14 protein-coding genes are annotated in these 17481 nt (G+C 51.3%); 6 read left to right on the forward strand and 8 right to left on the reverse strand.

What is annotated here, in order from left to right; genetic code table 11:
- Window positions 1-208: 208 nt before the first annotated feature.
- From B036_RS0106835 to B036_RS0106850, 4 genes are all read right to left on the reverse strand, one after another.
- Window positions 209-727: an AAA family ATPase gene (locus B036_RS0106835; RefSeq protein WP_020567952.1), complete on the reverse strand. Its 519-nt coding sequence runs from the start codon at window positions 725-727 to the stop codon at window positions 209-211.
- Window positions 728-812: 85 nt separating this feature from the next.
- The gene (locus B036_RS0106840) at window positions 813-1772 is read right to left on the reverse strand and encodes an SPFH domain-containing protein (protein ID WP_020567953.1); all 960 of its coding nucleotides are present in this window, start codon (window positions 1770-1772) and stop codon (window positions 813-815) included.
- A gap of 515 nt (window positions 1773-2287) precedes the next feature.
- Entirely contained in the window at window positions 2288-3340 is a 1053-nt protein-coding gene (locus B036_RS0106845) for an SMP-30/gluconolactonase/LRE family protein (protein ID WP_020567954.1), read from the reverse strand.
- A gap of 23 nt (window positions 3341-3363) precedes the next feature.
- Window positions 3364-4671, reverse strand: a complete 1308-nt coding sequence (locus B036_RS0106850) for an Ig-like domain-containing protein (RefSeq protein WP_020567955.1) — start codon at window positions 4669-4671, stop codon at window positions 3364-3366.
- A 238-nt stretch (window positions 4672-4909) separates the two neighbouring features.
- Between B036_RS0106850 and B036_RS0106855 the strand changes: the two genes are divergently transcribed.
- Window positions 4910-5983 (forward strand): serine hydrolase domain-containing protein, encoded by a 1074-nt coding sequence (locus B036_RS0106855; protein ID WP_020567956.1) that lies wholly within the window; start codon window positions 4910-4912, stop codon window positions 5981-5983.
- A gap of 7 nt (window positions 5984-5990) precedes the next feature.
- Here B036_RS0106855 and B036_RS0106860 read toward each other — a convergent pair whose 3' ends face one another.
- Both B036_RS0106860 and ggt read right to left on the reverse strand, forming a co-directional pair.
- Window positions 5991-7196, reverse strand: coding sequence for a hypothetical protein (locus tag B036_RS0106860; protein ID WP_020567957.1), 1206 nt, complete (start codon window positions 7194-7196; stop codon window positions 5991-5993).
- Window positions 7197-7507: 311 nt separating this feature from the next.
- Window positions 7508-9202 (reverse strand): gamma-glutamyltransferase, encoded by a 1695-nt coding sequence (gene ggt, locus B036_RS0106865; RefSeq protein ID WP_020567958.1) that lies wholly within the window; start codon window positions 9200-9202, stop codon window positions 7508-7510.
- 430 nt (window positions 9203-9632) lie between these two features.
- Here ggt and B036_RS28375 point away from each other — a divergent pair, with 430 nt between their 5' ends.
- Entirely contained in the window at window positions 9633-11219 is a 1587-nt protein-coding gene (locus B036_RS28375) for a M28 family peptidase (protein WP_044102035.1), read from the forward strand.
- 257 nt (window positions 11220-11476) lie between these two features.
- On the forward strand, window positions 11477-12487 hold the full coding sequence (locus B036_RS28380) for a sterol desaturase family protein (RefSeq protein ID WP_020567960.1): 1011 nt from the start codon (window positions 11477-11479) through the stop codon (window positions 12485-12487).
- 119 nt (window positions 12488-12606) lie between these two features.
- Here the strand turns inward: B036_RS28380 and B036_RS0106880 are convergent, their stop codons facing one another.
- Together B036_RS0106880 and B036_RS0106885 are read right to left on the reverse strand one after the other, a co-directional pair.
- A complete protein-coding gene (locus tag B036_RS0106880) occupies window positions 12607-13566 on the reverse strand; it encodes a succinylglutamate desuccinylase/aspartoacylase family protein (RefSeq protein WP_245557450.1) in 960 nt (319 codons plus the stop codon).
- On the reverse strand, window positions 13563-14603 hold the full coding sequence (locus B036_RS0106885) for an ATP-grasp domain-containing protein (RefSeq protein WP_020567962.1): 1041 nt from the start codon (window positions 14601-14603) through the stop codon (window positions 13563-13565). Before B036_RS0106885 ends, B036_RS0106880 begins: the two co-directional genes overlap by 4 nt.
- A gap of 217 nt (window positions 14604-14820) precedes the next feature.
- On the opposite strand from B036_RS0106885, the gene B036_RS33465 reads away from it, so the two are divergent.
- From B036_RS33465 to B036_RS0106900, 3 genes are all read left to right on the forward strand, one after another.
- Window positions 14821-15213 carry a T9SS type A sorting domain-containing protein gene (locus tag B036_RS33465; RefSeq protein WP_157472067.1) on the forward strand — a complete coding sequence of 131 codons (393 nt, stop codon included), beginning with the start codon at window positions 14821-14823 and terminating at the stop codon, window positions 15211-15213.
- Between the two features lie 30 nt (window positions 15214-15243).
- Window positions 15244-16170, forward strand: coding sequence for an alpha/beta hydrolase (locus B036_RS0106895; protein WP_020567964.1), 927 nt, complete (start codon window positions 15244-15246; stop codon window positions 16168-16170).
- Window positions 16171-16319: 149 nt separating this feature from the next.
- Complete coding sequence (locus tag B036_RS0106900) at window positions 16320-17396, forward strand: acyltransferase family protein (protein WP_020567965.1); 1077 nt, start codon at window positions 16320-16322, stop codon at window positions 17394-17396.
- The last annotated feature ends 85 nt before the right edge of the window (window positions 17397-17481 follow it).

The following is a 17481-nucleotide window of genomic DNA, read 5'->3' on the forward strand; positions in this document are numbered from 1 at the left end:
AGTGGAACCCATCCTGCCGGGAGACGAATAACAGTATTCGTCTCCCGGTTCAGTTTATATATCCACCACGAAATGGTTTGAAAAACTACGCGGCGCTGAGCACCTGCAGGCGCTGGCGATTTCAAGTCAGTTGTATCCCAAATCTTTCAGGTCGTGTATAGTTTGCGAATGGCTTCAATGTAAAGACGAAGTTTTTTCCTAAGTGAGATTAAAGCTTAATGAGATCCATTGAGGATAAAGCCCTGATCGCTTTCTGGACCCTGCCTGCTCCGCTGATCACTACTGCATCGGGTAACAACTCCTGGTATCGTGTAAAGAGCGCTTCACGACGTTTGCGGTCGGGGGCTTCCCGAAGCGGATCGGGGGTCCAGGGAAGGTCGGGGGTACAGAGGAGGATGAGGTCGTACGCTCGTTCTGTACAGGCGTGTAATACCTCCGGTGGGCACTGGCCGTACTTTACCTCCGCCCATATCCGGATAACTTCGGGACCGGTATCACAAACTACGAAAGAAGCCGAAGAGGCCCGGGCGGTGTCTTCGGCTTTTGCCTGTTGTTGCCAGATAAGTGGCAGGTCCGCTTCAGCGTATTCTCCGTCAAGTTGTTCCAGGTAGTCTCTGGCCGCTTCGGCAACGAACCATCCGTCCAATGTCCAGGCTAATTGACGGGCCAGGGTGGTTTTACCACTTGATTCGGGGCCGGTTACAAGGATAGTGAAAGGAGAAAGCATTGCGCAAAAGTACACTGTATTGAAAAACAGAAAAGCCCGTCGGAAATACATCCGACGGGCTTTTCGCATTCAGGTTGAAGAGACCTTACCGCTTTAAGGCAATTTTCTCTTTGGCCTTCTTTGCCTTGAGGGCATCGGTAGAAGCCTTCATCTCTTCTCCCATTTGCTGGCTGGCGATGAAGCTGGCCGTCATCTGAGATAGCATGTCGGAGCCCGCTGTTGGTGCGTTCGGTAGCATGATCAGGTTAGAGTTGACGTTTTCGCCCATGCTCTGCAGTGTGTCGTAGTGCTGCGTAACAACGATCAGCGCGGAAGCTTCCTGGCTGTTGATACCTACAGAGTTGAGGATGTCTACAGACTCTTCCAGACCCTTAGCGATCTCACGACGCTGATCGGCAATACCCTGGCCCTGAAGGCGCTTAGATTCAGCTTCGGCCTTGGCCTTGGCTACGATGCGGATGCGGTCGGCTTCGCCTTCGTATTCGGCGGCTAGCTTCTCCCGTTCGGCGGCGTTGATCCGGTTCATGGCCGATTTTACCGTTGCATCGGGGTCGATGTCAGTTACCAGGGCACGGACAATTCTGTAGCCATAGTTATCCATGGCTTCCTGCAATTCGGATTTGATGGCGTTGGCGATGTCGTCTTTGCGTTCGAAAACATCATCCAGCTTCATCTTAGGCACTTCGGCCCGGACGACGTCAAAGATGTAGGAGTTGATCTGCTCGTCTGCGTTTGCGAGTTTGTAGAAAGCATCATAAACGCTTTCTTCATCGACAACGTACTGTACGCCAACTTTAAGTTTAACGAATACATTGTCTTTGGTTTTGGTTTCAACATTTACGTCGAGCTGGCGAACCTTCAGGCTCATTTTACCCGCCACCTTATCAATAAAGGGGACTTTGAAGTGTAGGCCCGGCCCTTTTATACTGGTGAATCTTCCAAGCCGTTCGAGTACGGCCATCGACTGCTGCTTGACGGTGTAGAAGGCACCGTTAAAGACAAGAAAGAAAAATAAGGCTACTATGCCCAGAATTGGTAATTCCATGGAGTTGTAATGTTTTGTGTTGCCAATATAATGGTTAATCAAGCAACTTGTTTCTTTTCTTCGATTAGTGTTTGCATTTACGCGATGATTGACTGGAATTCCAGTAGCCATTAAGGTTATTCAGGCATTAAGTTTTTGGGGGCGGGGGCGCAGGTGCAGGGGATGGTTGAGGGCTTGCACCCCAGGGTGTCCAGTCTGATAGCAATCCTCCCCTACGTTTTTTAGTCTCGCAATGCTTCTAAACGATGAGAATACTCCGTCTACGTGGCATCCCGTCATACCTGCCTGCCGGCGGCCTACTTTTCATGGGAAAAGTAGCAAAACCCTTAGGCTGTGTCCCCGGCTGATCACAAATGCCGCCCCTACCTTGCACCCCGAACGCGAACTGGGCCGCAGGCTCTTGGAGCAGGTAACTCCGTAGGGTTGGCACCGTGGTACCATCCAAAATCGCTGCGCTCCCTTGAATGGATCGGGCTACAAGCCCTCAACCCGTTTTGCACCTGCGTCCGCGCCCCCTATTCCGGTACTTGAATACGACCAATACCCGCCTCGTCCAAAGTGCCAAAATAGAGGTAATCTCCAACCCGTTCAATCGAACTGATGCTAGAGAAATCCGGCGTTTTATTCATCCAGTCATGGACAATTGTGCCGGTTTCGTCCAGCGCCAAAATTCGATTCTCCTTTACCGGTTTCGGCAGGAAAGACTTGGGTAGTTTAGTGACCAGTCTTCGGGTCCAGGGCCGGGGCAGGATGAAGTCGTGCATGGAAGTCCGTGGGCTGATGAGCGTGACGTAAACCAGCCCGTCACTTCCCCGGCTGATGCCGTCGGGCCAGCCGGGAAGACCTTCAATGAATATTTCCGTACTTCCGGCCTTCGGCCCGGCCATCCAGTGTTTCTTAATACGAAAAGCACCAGTTTCAGCTACAAGTACGTAAGCTTCGTTGGCATCGACGACGACACCGTTGGCGAAGTGTAAATGGTCCACCAGCCGTTCTGTTTCTCCGGTCGCTGGCAGGTAACGGTACAGTGCGCCATTGGGCCTCCCTTGCAGGATATCGTACTGCAAATCATCATCCCCATAGGCATCAGAAGCATCGGTGAAGTACACATTTCCACTACCCGCCACATCGAGATAATCAATCAGCATAAAGGTGGTGTCGTTGAAGGAGTTAACGACTATTTCGTAGGTTCCTTGGCGTAAATCTACTTTCGCAAGTCCTTCATGCTCTACGGCTACCCAGGCCATACTATCTCCCATGACTTCCAGGCCGAGCGGCCTGCCTTTGAACTTTAGCACTTCCGTCAATCGAGATCCGCCATTAAGCGGGAATTTCTTCAACGTGCCATCCCGGTGACCGGCATAAAGGTGCCCCAGACCGTCAAAGGAGATGTCTTCGCAACCCTGGCAAACCACGGGGAAGAGCACTTCTATTTTTCCCAGTTTTTCATTATCCGCCAGTTCCAGCTTCGGGAAATTTAACGCCACTGGATCAATTGGAGAGGGGGCCAGAATGAGGTAAAGGGCCAGTAGACCGAAAATCGATGGTGCAGCTTTTTTAATGGACATTCGGGAAAGGTAGGGCTTATCCTTTAGTGCGTCACAAAAGTCAGGGTGTAAGGAACCAATCTGATTCCATTCTCCATCCGGTAACCGCTTCCAAGCGTGAACTGGTATTTCTTTCCGGGGTCCAGATTAACCTGATAGGTTATCGACAGGCCATCTTCTGCGGTGGTCGCTCCCTCTATTTTGGGCACGTAGTCTTCTCCCAACGGTCCAAAATCAGTGTTTTTGAAGTAGGTGTTGAGGGGTTTTGAAAAATGGAACGTGATCTCCTTCAGGTTGGGGTCAACGTTTGTTGCGTTGTTCTCAAATTGGGATAGGTGCGTCACGCTTGGCCGCCTTGCTTCGTATTGAGTTAGGTACTCGTTTACTGGTCGGTCAAAGTATCCAAGCTGGTCTACGAATTGATTGACGGTGGCTGGGTTGTTGTAATCCATTTCGACCAGATTTTTGATCGCCGCCTGTTTGTCCTGGGCTGCCTTATAGTACTGCTCCACCATATCGAAACCGATATAATACACAAGATCACGGATGCCGAATTGGTTATCTGCATCCCAGGTCCATTTGTCGAAGTATTCGGCGCCCATATCCCTGGCAAAGGCTGCTTTGACTTTAGCCTCGTTTGCTTTTCCATATGCGATGGCAGGGGTGGTGGATGCCTGTTCCAACGCCAGCGTAGCCATGAACTCCGGGACACCTTCAAAAATGGATTGGCCAAGTAGGTTGTAGCCCTGGCGACTAGGTTGTTGAGTATGCACAAATTCATGGGTGTTGAGGAATACCAGGTTCTCCATCGGGCTACTTTCCATGTAAGGTCGGAGGCCATCCATACGTTCAGGCCACTCACTCAGGTCAACTCCTGGCCCGGCGAGTGCCAGTTCAGTGCCTATAAGTAGTAGGCTGTCGACAATGGTCCCATTAGTCCGAAAACAACCTACGGTAAAGTAGACTTCTGCGGGTAGTTGCTGCGGGTATATGGAGAAGAATTTTTCGCCCCCCTCCTTTATCTGACCTGCCAGATCAGGGGCTTTCAACATATTCTCCCGCATCGAGCGCCAGAATTTCGGATAGGCGTTGATGCTCTGTCGGTACTCCTCTTTCGTGTAACGGCGGGCACCCATAATGGCGGCCAGGCCAGGAGTGCCAGGCGCGAAGAACTCCCTTTCAAGTATTTCGGCTTGTGAAGCACTATCGGGAGTTGACGTTACCAGGTCGTAGGCTTTCCAGAAGTTTTGGACATCAGAAGCTACAACAGTGATTTCATTCTTGTTTTCATTTGAATTGCAAGCAGTAAAGAGGACTGAAAGAAGGAAGAGCGGAAAAGCATAGCGCTTCATACAGATGAACTTTGGGTGATCATAATGCAAAATAGATACTTATTACCAGCCAGCATCAAAGGATGGATAGGCAACGCCAGTAGAGACTTGGTTTGAATTCATTCCGTTGCACTTTATCAACGTAAATGTAACTTTTTAAGCAGTGTACGCGTGGCTTATTTGAGTATCCTTTAGAAATCACTCCAACGACCAATTCAAGATGAAACACACGTGTCCGTTTATTTTATTTCCCCTCCTGATGTTTCCGCTGCTTTTCCAGGCCCAGTCTAGGAATAGGATTGTTCTAGATCACCTGAAAAGCGAAATGCGGGAACATAAAATCCCTGGCCTTCAACTAACTGTCATTAAAGAGAACAAGCAAATTTTGTCTAAAGCATTAGGCAAGGCCAATGTCCCCTTCGCTGTAAAAGCAGACAATAACAACATCTTTTCTATCAACTCCATTGCTAAGGTATTCGCCTCGGTAGCCATTCTGCAGTTGGTTGAACGAGGTGATCTTGATCTTGATAAGCCGATCAGGAATTATCTGGATGATCTGCCCCTTAACTGGCAAAGCGTGACTCTGATCCAACTACTCAGTCACACCTCCGGCCTGCCTGACGTCGAAGACCCGGAACGAGACGAGCTCGTCGGTGGCCAGGGGCAGGATTCTGCCTGGATACTGGTACGACAAATGCCCCTGCAGTTTCAGGCGGGTGAAAGTTTTAGCTACAACGCTACCAATTATGGTTTGCTGCAAAAGATAATTGAGCGGTACGGTGAAGTATCCTTTGAGGCGTTCGTCCGGGAGCACCAATTCAAGGTGGCGGGCATGGCATATACCTCCTTCGGAAACTCTTTCGAAGTAGCTGCTAACAAAAGCCCAACCTATTGTTACTATTACTTTGATGCGGCGGTAGGCAACTACGTAGAAGGCAAACAGCTACTGGAAGTAAGCGAAAAATTTCCGACCAGCCTTCGTGCCGACGCAGGTGCATTCAGCACCGCCGAAGACCTCGCCAAATGGATCATCGCGTTGCAAACAGGTAAGCTCCTGAAAAGCAAAGAGAGTATTGCTCAACTGTGGGAACCGGTACCGTTGAATAACGGTACTTACGATGGGTTTGGCGGCCTACTGAATGCTTACGCTCTAGGCTGGCCGGTCATCAGGCGGGAGGAGCATCCCGGGGTAGCCCCCATTGGCGGCGGGCGGGCCGCATTCATTATTTATCCAGAGGATAAACTGGCGATTGTTTTGCTGACCAATCTTTCGGGCGCTTCGCCCGAAGAAATAATTGAGGAGATCGCCAAGGTTTATTTAGCCGCTCACTAGGTGCAAATCACTCCGCCCCCTTCAAAATCATCCATCCCCCTCTTTCCTCCTCAGTAAACAAGCGAAAACTATCCCCATAGGGTCGCTCCAATACTTCAGAACGTTGGGTACCCAAATACCCGACTACCGTAACCCGGACGGATGCGTGCTGCTCCACATCCGGGTAAATTTCGACGGAGCCAGCCCTCGGCATGTAGATCAGGTAGTTTCCTTCACCGTCGGTAGCGCCGGAGGCCTGGGTTTCGACACCACCGAATAGATCGGGGGCAGGACTAAGGTCCTTGAAAGTAAAGAATCGCTCCACTACCCTGATTCCCCGGATACTCGCCAGGGCAAGACCGTTAATCCCATTACCATTCGGTGGAGCGGGGTGGGCCACAACCGGCTGGCCGCTCAGGACTGTTTGGTTGAAGGTGGCAATGTCCATTCGTTGTGGCTCGGCAATACCGACGTTGATGTTAACCCGCTTGCCCATTTCTTCGGCCTTAGCTTCAGTATATTTTCCCCAGTAGACCATCCAGGGGATGTGGAGGTTAGAAGGGACGACATAGTTGTAAATAACGTTGTTGAAATGAGCAGTCCTGGCCAGCAATTGGTCAACAAAGGCTTCCTGAAATGGACGAATAAAACGATAATCGTTTAGGTAAAGCATCGCTCCGGGAACTGTTTGGAAGAAAGGATTTTCTCCAGGGAGAAAGTCCTTACTTAAAGGGTTTCCGTCATAGTTGATTTCTGAACCAGGACGGGTCCAGGCATTCATGTTCCAATTAGCTTTAGTGGCGTTAGGAAAGTCCCAGACGACGATCTCAACCGCCACGCCGAGGTTTTCCGCATAACTGATCATATCCGACAGTTGGTCCCAGTATTCTTCCCTGTATTCAAGTAAGTTGAAAAATGCGGTACTGTCGGTCCAGACAAAAGGCGTCATTTCCCCATCGTCCAGCGTACGAAGGGTGCAGCGGAGGTAGTTCCCCCCGGTTTTTTGTAATACGGCAATTTCTCCCCTGAAATTGTCTTCTAAGAACAGCGCTTCACTGCTGCTGCCGCCGAGCAATAATTCCGGGGTTTTACCATCCCAGGTCCAGTAATTAGGGTCTTCCTCCCAGGGTTGAAGTTGGCCGGTAGGGCTGGCGGTGACGGTTAGTTGGCCGGGGTTACCGCAGCCAGACGCAAGGGCCAGCCACAGGCCAGCAAGTAAGGGGAGAAATTTCATTGCCGGTAGGATGAATTTATTTGCGGGTTTGGCGGGTGAGATATGTGATGTGTGATTGGCGATACTTGATATTTGATTCGGCTACCGCAAGAAGGATGTTCGCTTCGCCCTTACGGTTGAACCGGTCTGAATTAACTCATGACAAGGGTTTTGTAGCCCGCTTCCTGATCGCTGAACTCTGAGGAATGCTCCCTGAAACCTGAGTCCTGAAACCTGGAACCTGACCCCTGAAACCTGGAACCTGACCCCTGACCCCTGGAACCTGAAACCTGACCCCTGAGTCCTGGAACCTGAAACCTGAAACCTGCCCCCTAATACCCCGCCACGTCGTCATCCGCATTGCGCTCATCTGCTGCGGCCACTAAAGTGCCGTCTGGTAAGCGCTGGAGCGCTTTTATTACGGCCATAGAATTTACTTCCCGTAAGGTATAGCCCATCTCGATCAGCTCTTCCTTTACACCGTTACCCAGCGCAGCTTTTTCGTGAACGATCACGTCTGGTAGCCATTGGTGATGAAAGCGGGGTGCATTGACGGCATCGGCCAGGGGCATTCCGTATTCTACCACGTTCAGGAAGGTTTGCAGGACGGCCGTGATAATGGTGGAGCCACCGGGGGCACCCAAAACCATGAATATTTCTCCATCTTTCTCCACGATCGTGGGCGTCATACTCGATAACATTCGTTTACCTGGATGAATAGCGTTGGCTTCTTTGCCCACCAGGCCGAACATATTCGGTACGCCAGGCTTCGCACTGAAGTCATCCATTTCGTTGTTCAGGAAGAAACCTGCACCGTCAACCATGACTTTGCTGCCAAAATTACCGTTCAGGGTGGTGGTAATGGATACGGCGTTGCCTTCAGCGTCGATGATGCTGATATGGGTTGTTTCATAGCTTTCGCGGATGGTGGCCAGTCCGGCCCCGATAAAGTCAGAGGAACCGGCAGAGTCGGGGCGGTAGTCTGCCATCCGCCCAGCGAGGTAGTCGTCATTGAGCAGGGAGTCGATGGGTACGTGGTAGTAATCGCTGTCGCCCAGGTATTCCGCCCGATCGGCGTAGGCCCGGCGCATCACTTCCACGGTCAGTTGGGCGCTTGCAGTGGACTGAAAACCGAGATCCGAAAGTGGGAAAGGTTCCAGCATCTCCACCATCTGCGCCAGCGCCACGCCACCACTGCTGCTGGGCGGCATCGAGAGGATGGAATATTCTTTATATTCTTTTCGAATGGGCGTGCGCCAGGAAACCTCATAATCGGCCAGGTCTTTTTTAGTGATCAACCCGCCACCAGATTTCATTTCTTCCACGAATAGTTCGGCAGTCTTTCCCTGGTAAAACCCGGCTTTGCCCTTTTCCTTGATACGGGTTAATGTTCCCGCCAGGTTAAGTTGCTTTAGCAACTGGCCTTCCACCATCGTTGAGTCAGAAAACGGAGTAGTAGTATTAAACGCTTTGAAATCAGTGTGGTATCGCTTAAGGCGGTTGACCTCGGCCTGGCTGATCCGGTATCCGGTTTGAGCAAGCTTAATGGCCGGAGCAACCAGTTCTGCCCAAGGTTTGCTACCATACTTTTTGTGCATCGCTTCAATACCAGCCACTGTTCCGGGTACGCCAACGGCAAGGTGGCCACGGGTGCTTAGGCCGGGAATTACATCGCCTTCTTCATCAAGATACATGTCTCGGCTAGCGGCCGCCGGTGCCCGCTCACGGTAGTCGAGCGCGTCGGTATTGCCGTCTTTATCGCGATATACCAGAAAGCCGCCGCCACCGATGTTACCCGCGCGGGGGTAAACGACTGCCATGGCGAACTGCATGGCTACCGCTGCATCTATGGCATTTCCACCGTTTTTGAGTACCTCTAGTCCAACTTCCGTCGCTTTCGGGTGAGGCCCCGAGATAGCCGCCTTCGAAAACGATCCGGTCTTTTCGGCTACGTAATCAATTTTTATTTCCTGGCGACAACCAGTCAGAAAAAGGCTGGCCGTGAGGCAGAGTAGAAGGAGACGCATTTATGGATATTTCGTTGAGGGGGGAAGGTAGTAACTGTTTGACTAACCGACTGATTGAATTGAGCGCCTTTGGCGCGATCCGGGGGAGTAAAAGTCGCGCCGTTAACGTCGTATTTTTACACAAATTGAAGCATTTCGGCCCGAACTCCCACGGGGCACCTTCAGGGAACGAGGTGTTATTGGCGCGCGCGACTCGCTAAGGTCTCCTTAGCGTCGGCTAAACTCCGAAGCGAAGCGGAAGGGTTGGTTGCAGGAGGGCGTCCGAACGCAACCACCATCAGCTAGTGTATCTCGTTATATACACGATCGCGTCACAGACGCTCAACCCTCCGGTGAAATTTGCTATATTGTGATAGGCAAAGGAAGATTTATTCCGTCATTACCAAGTTGCCCGTACTAACCCATTCGATCAAAACCAAAAAACCAAATAATGAGAAACCATTTATTCCTCCTTCTTTTTCTGATGGTCGGCACCTTGTCGGTCGCCTCCGCTCAGGAGCAAGTCAACGAGGACATCAACACCATTATCCGCAAGCATGGTCTGGATAAAAGCCAAGCCATAGATGTGGCTGGTTGGATGACCGACGTCTACGGCCCGCGTCTGACGGGATCACCGATGCTCGACAAAGCCACTGACTGGGCCCAGAGTACCCTGAAAGAATGGGGTATGAAGAACGTTCACCTCGAAAGCTGGGGCCCATTTGGCCGGGGTTGGGAGATGAGCCACTTCGAGATGCACGCCACAAGTCCTAGTTACTGGCCAATTATTGCTTATCCCAAGGCTTGGTCACCGTCAGTAAAAGGTACGGGCGATGTTGTCTACCTTGCTGCGGAAACAATGGAAGACCTGGAGGCTTACCGAGGTAAGCTTAAGGGAAAATTCATCCTGCTGGATACCATCCGGGAAGTAAACGAACTTTGGGAGCCTGACGCGAAACGTCACGATGCCGAAAGCCTGTTGAATCTGGCTAATGCACCGGAGCCAACCCCACGCCCACGCCGTAATTATAACCTGGGGGCCAGAGGTTTCCGCACCGCCCTGTGGGAACTGATGGAAAATGAAAAGCCATTAGCCATTCTGGACCGCAGCTATAAGGGTGACCTGGGTACCGTATTCGTTTCGGGTGCCCGGACTTCCGATGGAAGTGCGCGCGACAAAGACCAGAACGTCGTACCCCAGTTCACTGTATCTGTAGAACATTACAACCGCATCCTCCGTAACCTGCAGCGCGGCCTCAAGATGCAGCTGAGTGTTGACCTGGCGGCTAGCTACTCTAATCCGGACGGTATGGAGCACAACATCATTGCCGAGATTCCGGGAACTGACCTGAAGGACGAAGTCGTTATGTTCGGTGCCCACTTTGATTCCTGGCATACCGCCACCGGCGCAACGGACAACGGCGCAGGTTCCACCGTAATGATGGAAGCAGCCCGGATCCTTTTGGAAACGATCAAAGAAAGCGGCGTTAAGCCTCGCCGTACCCTGCGCCTGGCCCTTTGGACCGGCGAAGAGCAAGGTCTCCTCGGCTCACGTGGCTACGCAAAGGAACACTTCGCCGTTTTTCCACCCGACAGCTATACACCACAGAGCTTTAAGCCGGAGCAGGAGAAGATTTCCGCATACTATAACCTGGACAATGGCACGGGTAAAGTCCGCGGAATTTATTTGCAGGGTAATAATGCCGTAGCGCCGATTTTCCGCGCCTGGTTGCAACCGTTCAAAGACCTGGATGCGAGCACCGTCAGCCTGGCAAATACCGGAGGTACTGACCACCTTACTTTCGACGCCGTTAATATTCCCGGTTTCCAGTTCATTCAGGAGCCGATGGCCTATTTCGCCCGGACCCACCATTCCAATATGGATAACCTGGACCACCTGGTGGAAGCAGACCTTGCCCAGGCGGCAACCGTTATTGCTTCTTTCGTATTCCATACCGCCATGCGGGATGAGATGCTGCCACGGAAGCCGATGGCAATGGAGGATGAGACAGAGGCTAAAGGCGCGGGTGAAAAATAACCCATGCTAAGTACGCTTTGCCGGGCCGGTAATTGAGCTTTATGGTTCGATTACCGGCCCGTTTTATTTATGGGGAATACTTTTTCGTGCGGGGTCGCAGGTGCAAAGTGAAAATTGCCAAAAGCAAGCCAATTATTCCGTTCTTTTCCCTTTGTGCTTTAAACCTTTACTTTGCATCTGCGACCCCGCCTGATTAGTCAATGAGTCAGACACTCAGCTAGCCGATAGTTCAGCGTTTAAAAGTCGCCATCATCCCCATGAAACCCAATTATTCCTACGAAGACATTCTTGCACTTGATTTTCCTCCGGTTATCGTCTATGCTGCGCCGTTGTTGATATTTTTTGCCGTACTGGAGTGGTATTTGCGGCGGAGGGAATACCACCACCATCTGGAAGAGGCTCGGGGCGGTGTGTCTTCAGCGCTGGCCGAAAAGTATAAGTACGACGTGAAAGATGGTCTGGCGGGGGCCGGTGTTGGCTTAGGGTACCTGATTAGTACGGCCATGGTTAAAGCCCTCACTTTCGGCGTCATCCTGTACTTCTATAACCTGACGCCATTATACGTCCCGACGGCCTGGTGGAGCTTTATAGCCTGCTATATCGTCGTCGACTTTTGCCGCTATTGGGCCCACCGGATTGCGCATGAGCAGCGTTTTTGGTGGGCTACCCACGTAACGCATCACAGCTCAGAGCAATACAACCTGACCGTCACTTTTCGCCTCTCGTGGACGCAACACATCAAGGTCATTTTCTTTATTCCTGCAGCGCTGCTTGGCTTCGATCCCTTCGTGTTTTTTATTTGCATGCAGATTGGTGTTTTGTACCAATACTGGGTACACACTGAGCTGATCGGCAAGTTATGGGCGCCGATCGAGTACTTCTTTATCACGCCAAGCCACCATCGCGTCCATCACGGTTCTGAAGAGAAGTACCTGGACAAAAACTATGGTTCTTCGCTCGTTATCTGGGACCGAATGTTCGGAACCTTTTGCGCCGAGGAGGAACGCCCGCACTACGGTATTCTGAAGCCGGTAAACAGCTATAATCCGGTCTACCTTGTCTTTCATGAACACATCGACCTGGTGCGGGATATGCTGAAATATCGCCACCCAAAGGCCTGGTGGCGGATTCTGTTTCACGGTCCCGGACTTACGCTCGATAAGGAGAAATACTACGGGTTTTATAAGCAGCAGGGCGGGACCGCAGGTGCAGGAAATCTGGACCAGGGAGCAGTGAGGGAGGAGACACCTGGAAACGTGGTGGTGTAGTAAGGAAGCGGCGGTTTTTGTCAACCATTAATGGTCGACTGTGCAGGAGTTGATGAACGATGATCGTGAGCTCCAAGCTGGCCTGTCAACTAATCCGCAACTGACTAATAAAGCGCAGTCTACCATCCGATATGAAACAAAGCATCCCCCTGGCTGACCACCGCACTATTGGTGTGCCCGATGATGAAGCCGTCCCGGGGAGAAAGTAGTCGCTTGTTTGCTTTGCGAGACTTTGGGTCGGCAATGAAACCGATGGGCTCTCCTTTTCTTACGAAGAATCCGGATTTTTTGGTCCACTGAAAGAGGCCGGCCCTGCCGGCCCGAATCCATGCGCTGTGATTCACAATTATGGCCGGCTTATTATTTTCTTCCGGTCTTTGGGTCAGCATTTTCTGATCAAAAAGTAAGCGTTTAATTCCGGCGACGCCGACGTCGATACTGTGGGCATCATACCGTAGATTTTCACCGCCTTCGAAGGTGAGTACCGGTAATTGGTGATTTTTGTAAGTTGTTCTGCGCAGCGATTTAGCTGGTGCCCGGTTGGCAAATATTAGAGGGGGAGCAAAGGCCTTTGCGGCAATGGCTGCTTTTTCATCCTCCGTATTGTAACGTATTTGTGGGAAATTATAGGTGCCCCGGCCACCGGTGTGGAAATCTACCGCAAGGTCAACGTGTGGCAGAATGTTCCGGCTTAAACCATTGGCGATCCGGCTGGCCAGTGAACCCGTGCTGGTGCCCGGAAAACTGCGGTTGACGTCCTTACCGTCGGGAACGTCCCGACTGAAGTTGTTGAATCCGTACACATTCAGCAACGGAATGGCAATAACCGTACCCGTTTCTATTTTTTCGAAGATCTTTTGCTCAATGCATCTCCGGACAATCTCCACCCCGTTTATTTCATCGCCATGCACTCCGGCAAGGAACAATACAACCGGCCCTGGCTGATAAGCACGGAAAACCCTGGCACTTATGGAGACCTGGTTGCCACTGGGTAGTTGGCCAGCGACTACTTCAACAGAACCACTTTGGCCGGGATAAAACTCGCCATTGGCAATGGTCATTGGTTGGATATCGTTCATGAAATCAGCTGTTTTTTCTTGTGTGCTTTAGCTACGGCATAATCAATAATGGCACCGGCAATGTCTACTCTGGTCGCCTTTTCAATACCTTCCAGCCCGGGGCTGGCGTTAACCTCCATTAGCAATGGCCCGCGGTCACTAGGCAGCAGATCAACCCCGGCCACTTCTACACCGACAATGGCGGCAGCACGAAGCGCAAGTGCTTCGTCTTCGGGGCTAAGGGTGACCGCACGAGCCGTTGCGCCCCGGTGCATGTTGGCCCGAAACTCGCCTTCCCCTGCTTTACGCTCCATAGCCGCCACTACTTTTCCTCCTACTACCAGCGCACGGACATCACGTCCGTCGCTCTCCTCCACAAATTCTTGTAAGATGACCCGATCCTGAATCCGAAGGAAGCCCTCCGCAATCCGTTCAAGCTGGTAGGGGGTATTAGCGAGCGCAACCCCAACGCCATGGGTGCTTTCCAGCAGTTTCACGACGATAGGGTAGTTGGCCATGGCCCGGCCGGCCATACGTACCTCCCCCAGGGTGAAACAAAGGACAGTTCGGGGCACGGCAACGCCGTGACTAGCCAATACCTGTAACGAGGACATCTTATCCCGCGCCAGCATTAAGCCCTCCGCATTCATGGTGTGAGGTACGCCCAGTACGTCCAGTTGTCGGATGATAGCTACTCCCCGACTGGTAATATTCGCGCCAATCCGTGGAATGGCCACCCGTGGTGGCTCCCAAGGCTGCCCATTTAGAAGAAGGGCTGTCTTACTACCATGCAGTGAGGGGCTGCACAGGCCATGGTCCGTGACTTCGATAAAATGTCCGCGTTCCTTGCCAGCTGCAACGAGTCGTTGTGTGCTGTAGAGGAAGGGCCCTCTGGAGAAGATGGTGATGCGCATAGGGTAGAGTAGTTCGGTATTGGCGGCAAGGTAAGTAATGTGGTGAAGTTGGGGGCAGTCTTCGAAATAATGGATGGTATAAGATCCCCAAACCGTGATGTTTTGGGGTACAGTTGACCTGAGTTCAACAGCGTTTGCCGGCACTTAGCGCCACGTAATTTCCCGAACTACTTCGTGATGGCTATATCTCAAGTAGGAGTGCCTGAAATCTACCGTCAAAGACTACCCCGAGGGCGCTGGCCGCGATGGCTGGTTTAAAGTTTATCAAAATGTACGGAACGACTGGACCTGGGACGCCAAGACAAATGACAACGATCCCTACCTTATCTATGTCCGGTACGATACAGTGGGAGATTATCGTGTGCAAATCGCCGGTCGTTCCAAACATCATGCAATCGATCGTGTCGTACTTTATCACTCCGACGTAAGTTCCCCTAGTGCCCTGCGTCTTAGTCGTCCGGTTTCTGAATACATCAATCCGCCGGTATCAGTAACTGATCTTGCCGTAGAACGATTAAAAGTTAGCCCTAACCCAGTCACTACGGAAGTTTCGGTTCAACTACCGTCAGATATCACCACGGGCACTTACGAGGTAAGGATCGTCGGCTCTGACGGAAGAGAGTTTGGCCGACAGCCTTACCGGCTTTCTCCGGGAGGGACGTTGCAAATGCCCGTAGCAAAGCTACCCGCCGGTCATTACATGTTTCATTTTTCAGTACCCGGTAAACATTATACCGGCCGGTTTATCAGGTAGTCGTCTTACCTTTCGGGTTCAAACTCTGCTATGCGAAAATTGCTTTGGACCCTGGCCATACTCATCATTATTTACCTTGGCGTAACCTGGTTTTTTAGTGGGTTAATTCTTCATACGCCTGACCGTGACTACGCCACCGTCTTACAAATGAATAAGGACCGATGGGGGCTGGACCTGGATAGCTTACAGGCAACCTTACCTTCCAAAGAGGAGATAAGCTTCGAAAGCCCCGTTGATGGAATCACGCTAAATGGTTGGTTGTACCGACCAGACAGTGCTCAGTGTGGTGTGGTTATGGCCCACGGATACAGTGTTAACCGCGCCAATATGCTAAAGTATGCGCCCATCTTCGATAGCTGCCGCTGTGCGCTGCTGCTGTACGATCATCGGGGGCACGGCACTTCCAGCCCGGAATCTTTTGGCACCGGAGGATTTCATGAAGCTAGTGACTTTCTGGCCGCTAACGATTTTCTACTGGAACAATCGGGTCTTTCACAAGACCAGATCGGCTGGCTTGGGGAGAGCTGGGGAGGAGCCACCGTCCTGCTGGCCGCCGGCCGGGAAGGTGCCGCGCAACCAGCCTGGGTTATTTCTGAGAGCTCCTTTGCTAATTGGGAAAGCGCAATAATGGAACGTGGCATAAAAGACTACGGAAATGGGCTTAATGCGCTCACGCCCGGTGCCTTTACGTGGGCTGAATTCCGGGCCGGAGTAGTTTTTGATCAAGTTAGTCCTTTACTCGCGGCACCAAAAATTAAAGTTCCCGTATTGCTCCTTCACTCTGCCGCAGACACCCTCACTTACCCCGTACAATTCGATCAACTTGTAGCAGCGTTCAATCCGGCAATTCTTACCGCCCGTAAACTGGATTGGGGGGCGTGGCATGCACACAACATCATTTGGCGCAGGCAGGAATACACAGATATGGTTCTTGATTTTATTGGTGACTGGAAGTGAATTTGAGGAATAGCCACTTTGGCTGATTTCTTCCTCTGTTTTTTTCAAGATGGGCAAGCGCAGCTTCACTACGACAAATGCGGTGGCTCACTTAGCCCTTTTCCCAATCAAACATTGACTACATTCAGCCAGAGAAACAACCCATTGTTATGCTGAATCAACGAATAGAATCCGTTGACATCTTGCGGGGCATTACGATTGCCGCCATGATGTTGGTCAATAACCCAGGTAGCTGGGGTAGTGTCTATGACCCCTTATTACATGCAGATTGGCATGGTTATACACCAACGGACCTGGTGTTCCCTTTCTTTCTCTTTATTGTGGGCTGTTCGATTGCCTTTGCTTACCGTGGTAAAAAAGCTACGGGAAAGACCTATCAAAAGATCAGCATCAGGGCACTGAAACTGATTGGCCTGGGTATCTTTTTGGGCGCATTTACCCTAACTTTTCCCTTTTTTAAGGAATGGGAAAGCATTCGGTTACCCGGCGTGTTGCAACGGATCGGCCTGGCGTTTTTCTTTGCTGCCATCATTGCGTTGAACGCTAATTGGAAAGTCATCATCGGGGTCACGGCAGCTTTATTACTAGGCTATTGGGGCATTATGGGCTTTCTACCGCTCCCTGATGGTAGTGCTCCGACTTACGAGCGGGCTGCGAACAACTGGGCAATGTATTTCGATAAAGCCATCCTCGGCAGCCATACCTGGAAACCAGACTACGATCCTGAAGGTTTGCTAAGTACCCTGCCAAGTATTGCCACGGCATTATTGGGGGTATTGGCCGGAAGGTTGCTTATCTCCAGCCGCGCCGACAAATTGATAATATTGGGTATTGGAGGAATCGTCCTCCTTATTGCAGGTCACCTTTGGGGGTTAACTTTTCCCATCAATAAAGCCCTTTGGACCAGTAGCTTTGTATTGGTGACCGCCGGATGGGCCTGCATTTCGCTGTGGGTAATCAGTTACTTCAAGGACTTTCGTAATGCCAGGTTTGGAGACATTTTCAAGCGGGTGGGCGCCAATGCACTTATCCTGTATTTCCTGTCCAGCTTCATCGCTAAGATATTTGGCATGACGGGCCTCCATGAATGGTTATACGAGCACCTATATGTCCACGATTTTATACCGGCGAAGCTGAGTAGCTTGCTCTACGGCTTATCCGTTGCCGGGTTTTATGTATTGCTTGGGCTCTTCCTTTGGAAGCGGAAGATATTTATCAAGGTATAAGCAGCTAAAATCCAGAAACCAGGGAAGTAGTTACCAGTTCTCTAGCTTCTGGTTACGAAATAAGGGCGCGGCCGCAGGTGCAATG

The sequence above is a fragment of the Neolewinella persica DSM 23188 genome, assembly GCF_000373105.1.
GTDB lineage: Bacteria > Bacteroidota > Bacteroidia > Chitinophagales > Saprospiraceae > Neolewinella > Neolewinella persica.

Bases quoted from the DNA above. Each gene is read 5' to 3' on its own strand.
- B036_RS0106835 (WP_020567952.1), bottom strand. From the start codon at position 727: ATGCTTTCTCCTTTCACTATCCTTGTAACCGGCCCCGAATCAAGTGGT.
- B036_RS0106840 (WP_020567953.1), bottom strand. From the start codon at position 1,772: ATGGAATTACCAATTCTGGGCATAGTAGCCTTATTTTTCTTTCTTGTC.
- B036_RS0106845 (WP_020567954.1), bottom strand. From the start codon at position 3,340: ATGTCCATTAAAAAAGCTGCACCATCGATTTTCGGTCTACTGGCCCTT.
- B036_RS0106850 (WP_020567955.1), bottom strand. From the start codon at position 4,671: ATGAAGCGCTATGCTTTTCCGCTCTTCCTTCTTTCAGTCCTCTTTACT.
- B036_RS0106855 (WP_020567956.1), top strand. From the start codon at position 4,910: ATGTTTCCGCTGCTTTTCCAGGCCCAGTCTAGGAATAGGATTGTTCTA.
- B036_RS0106860 (WP_020567957.1), bottom strand. From the start codon at position 7,196: ATGAAATTTCTCCCCTTACTTGCTGGCCTGTGGCTGGCCCTTGCGTCT.
- ggt (WP_020567958.1), bottom strand. From the start codon at position 9,202: ATGCGTCTCCTTCTACTCTGCCTCACGGCCAGCCTTTTTCTGACTGGT.
- B036_RS28375 (WP_044102035.1), top strand. From the start codon at position 9,633: ATGAGAAACCATTTATTCCTCCTTCTTTTTCTGATGGTCGGCACCTTG.
- B036_RS28380 (WP_020567960.1), top strand. From the start codon at position 11,477: ATGAAACCCAATTATTCCTACGAAGACATTCTTGCACTTGATTTTCCT.
- B036_RS0106880 (WP_245557450.1), bottom strand. From the start codon at position 13,566: ATGAACGATATCCAACCAATGACCATTGCCAATGGCGAGTTTTATCCC.
- B036_RS0106895 (WP_020567964.1), top strand. From the start codon at position 15,244: ATGCGAAAATTGCTTTGGACCCTGGCCATACTCATCATTATTTACCTT.
- B036_RS0106900 (WP_020567965.1), top strand. From the start codon at position 16,320: ATGCTGAATCAACGAATAGAATCCGTTGACATCTTGCGGGGCATTACG.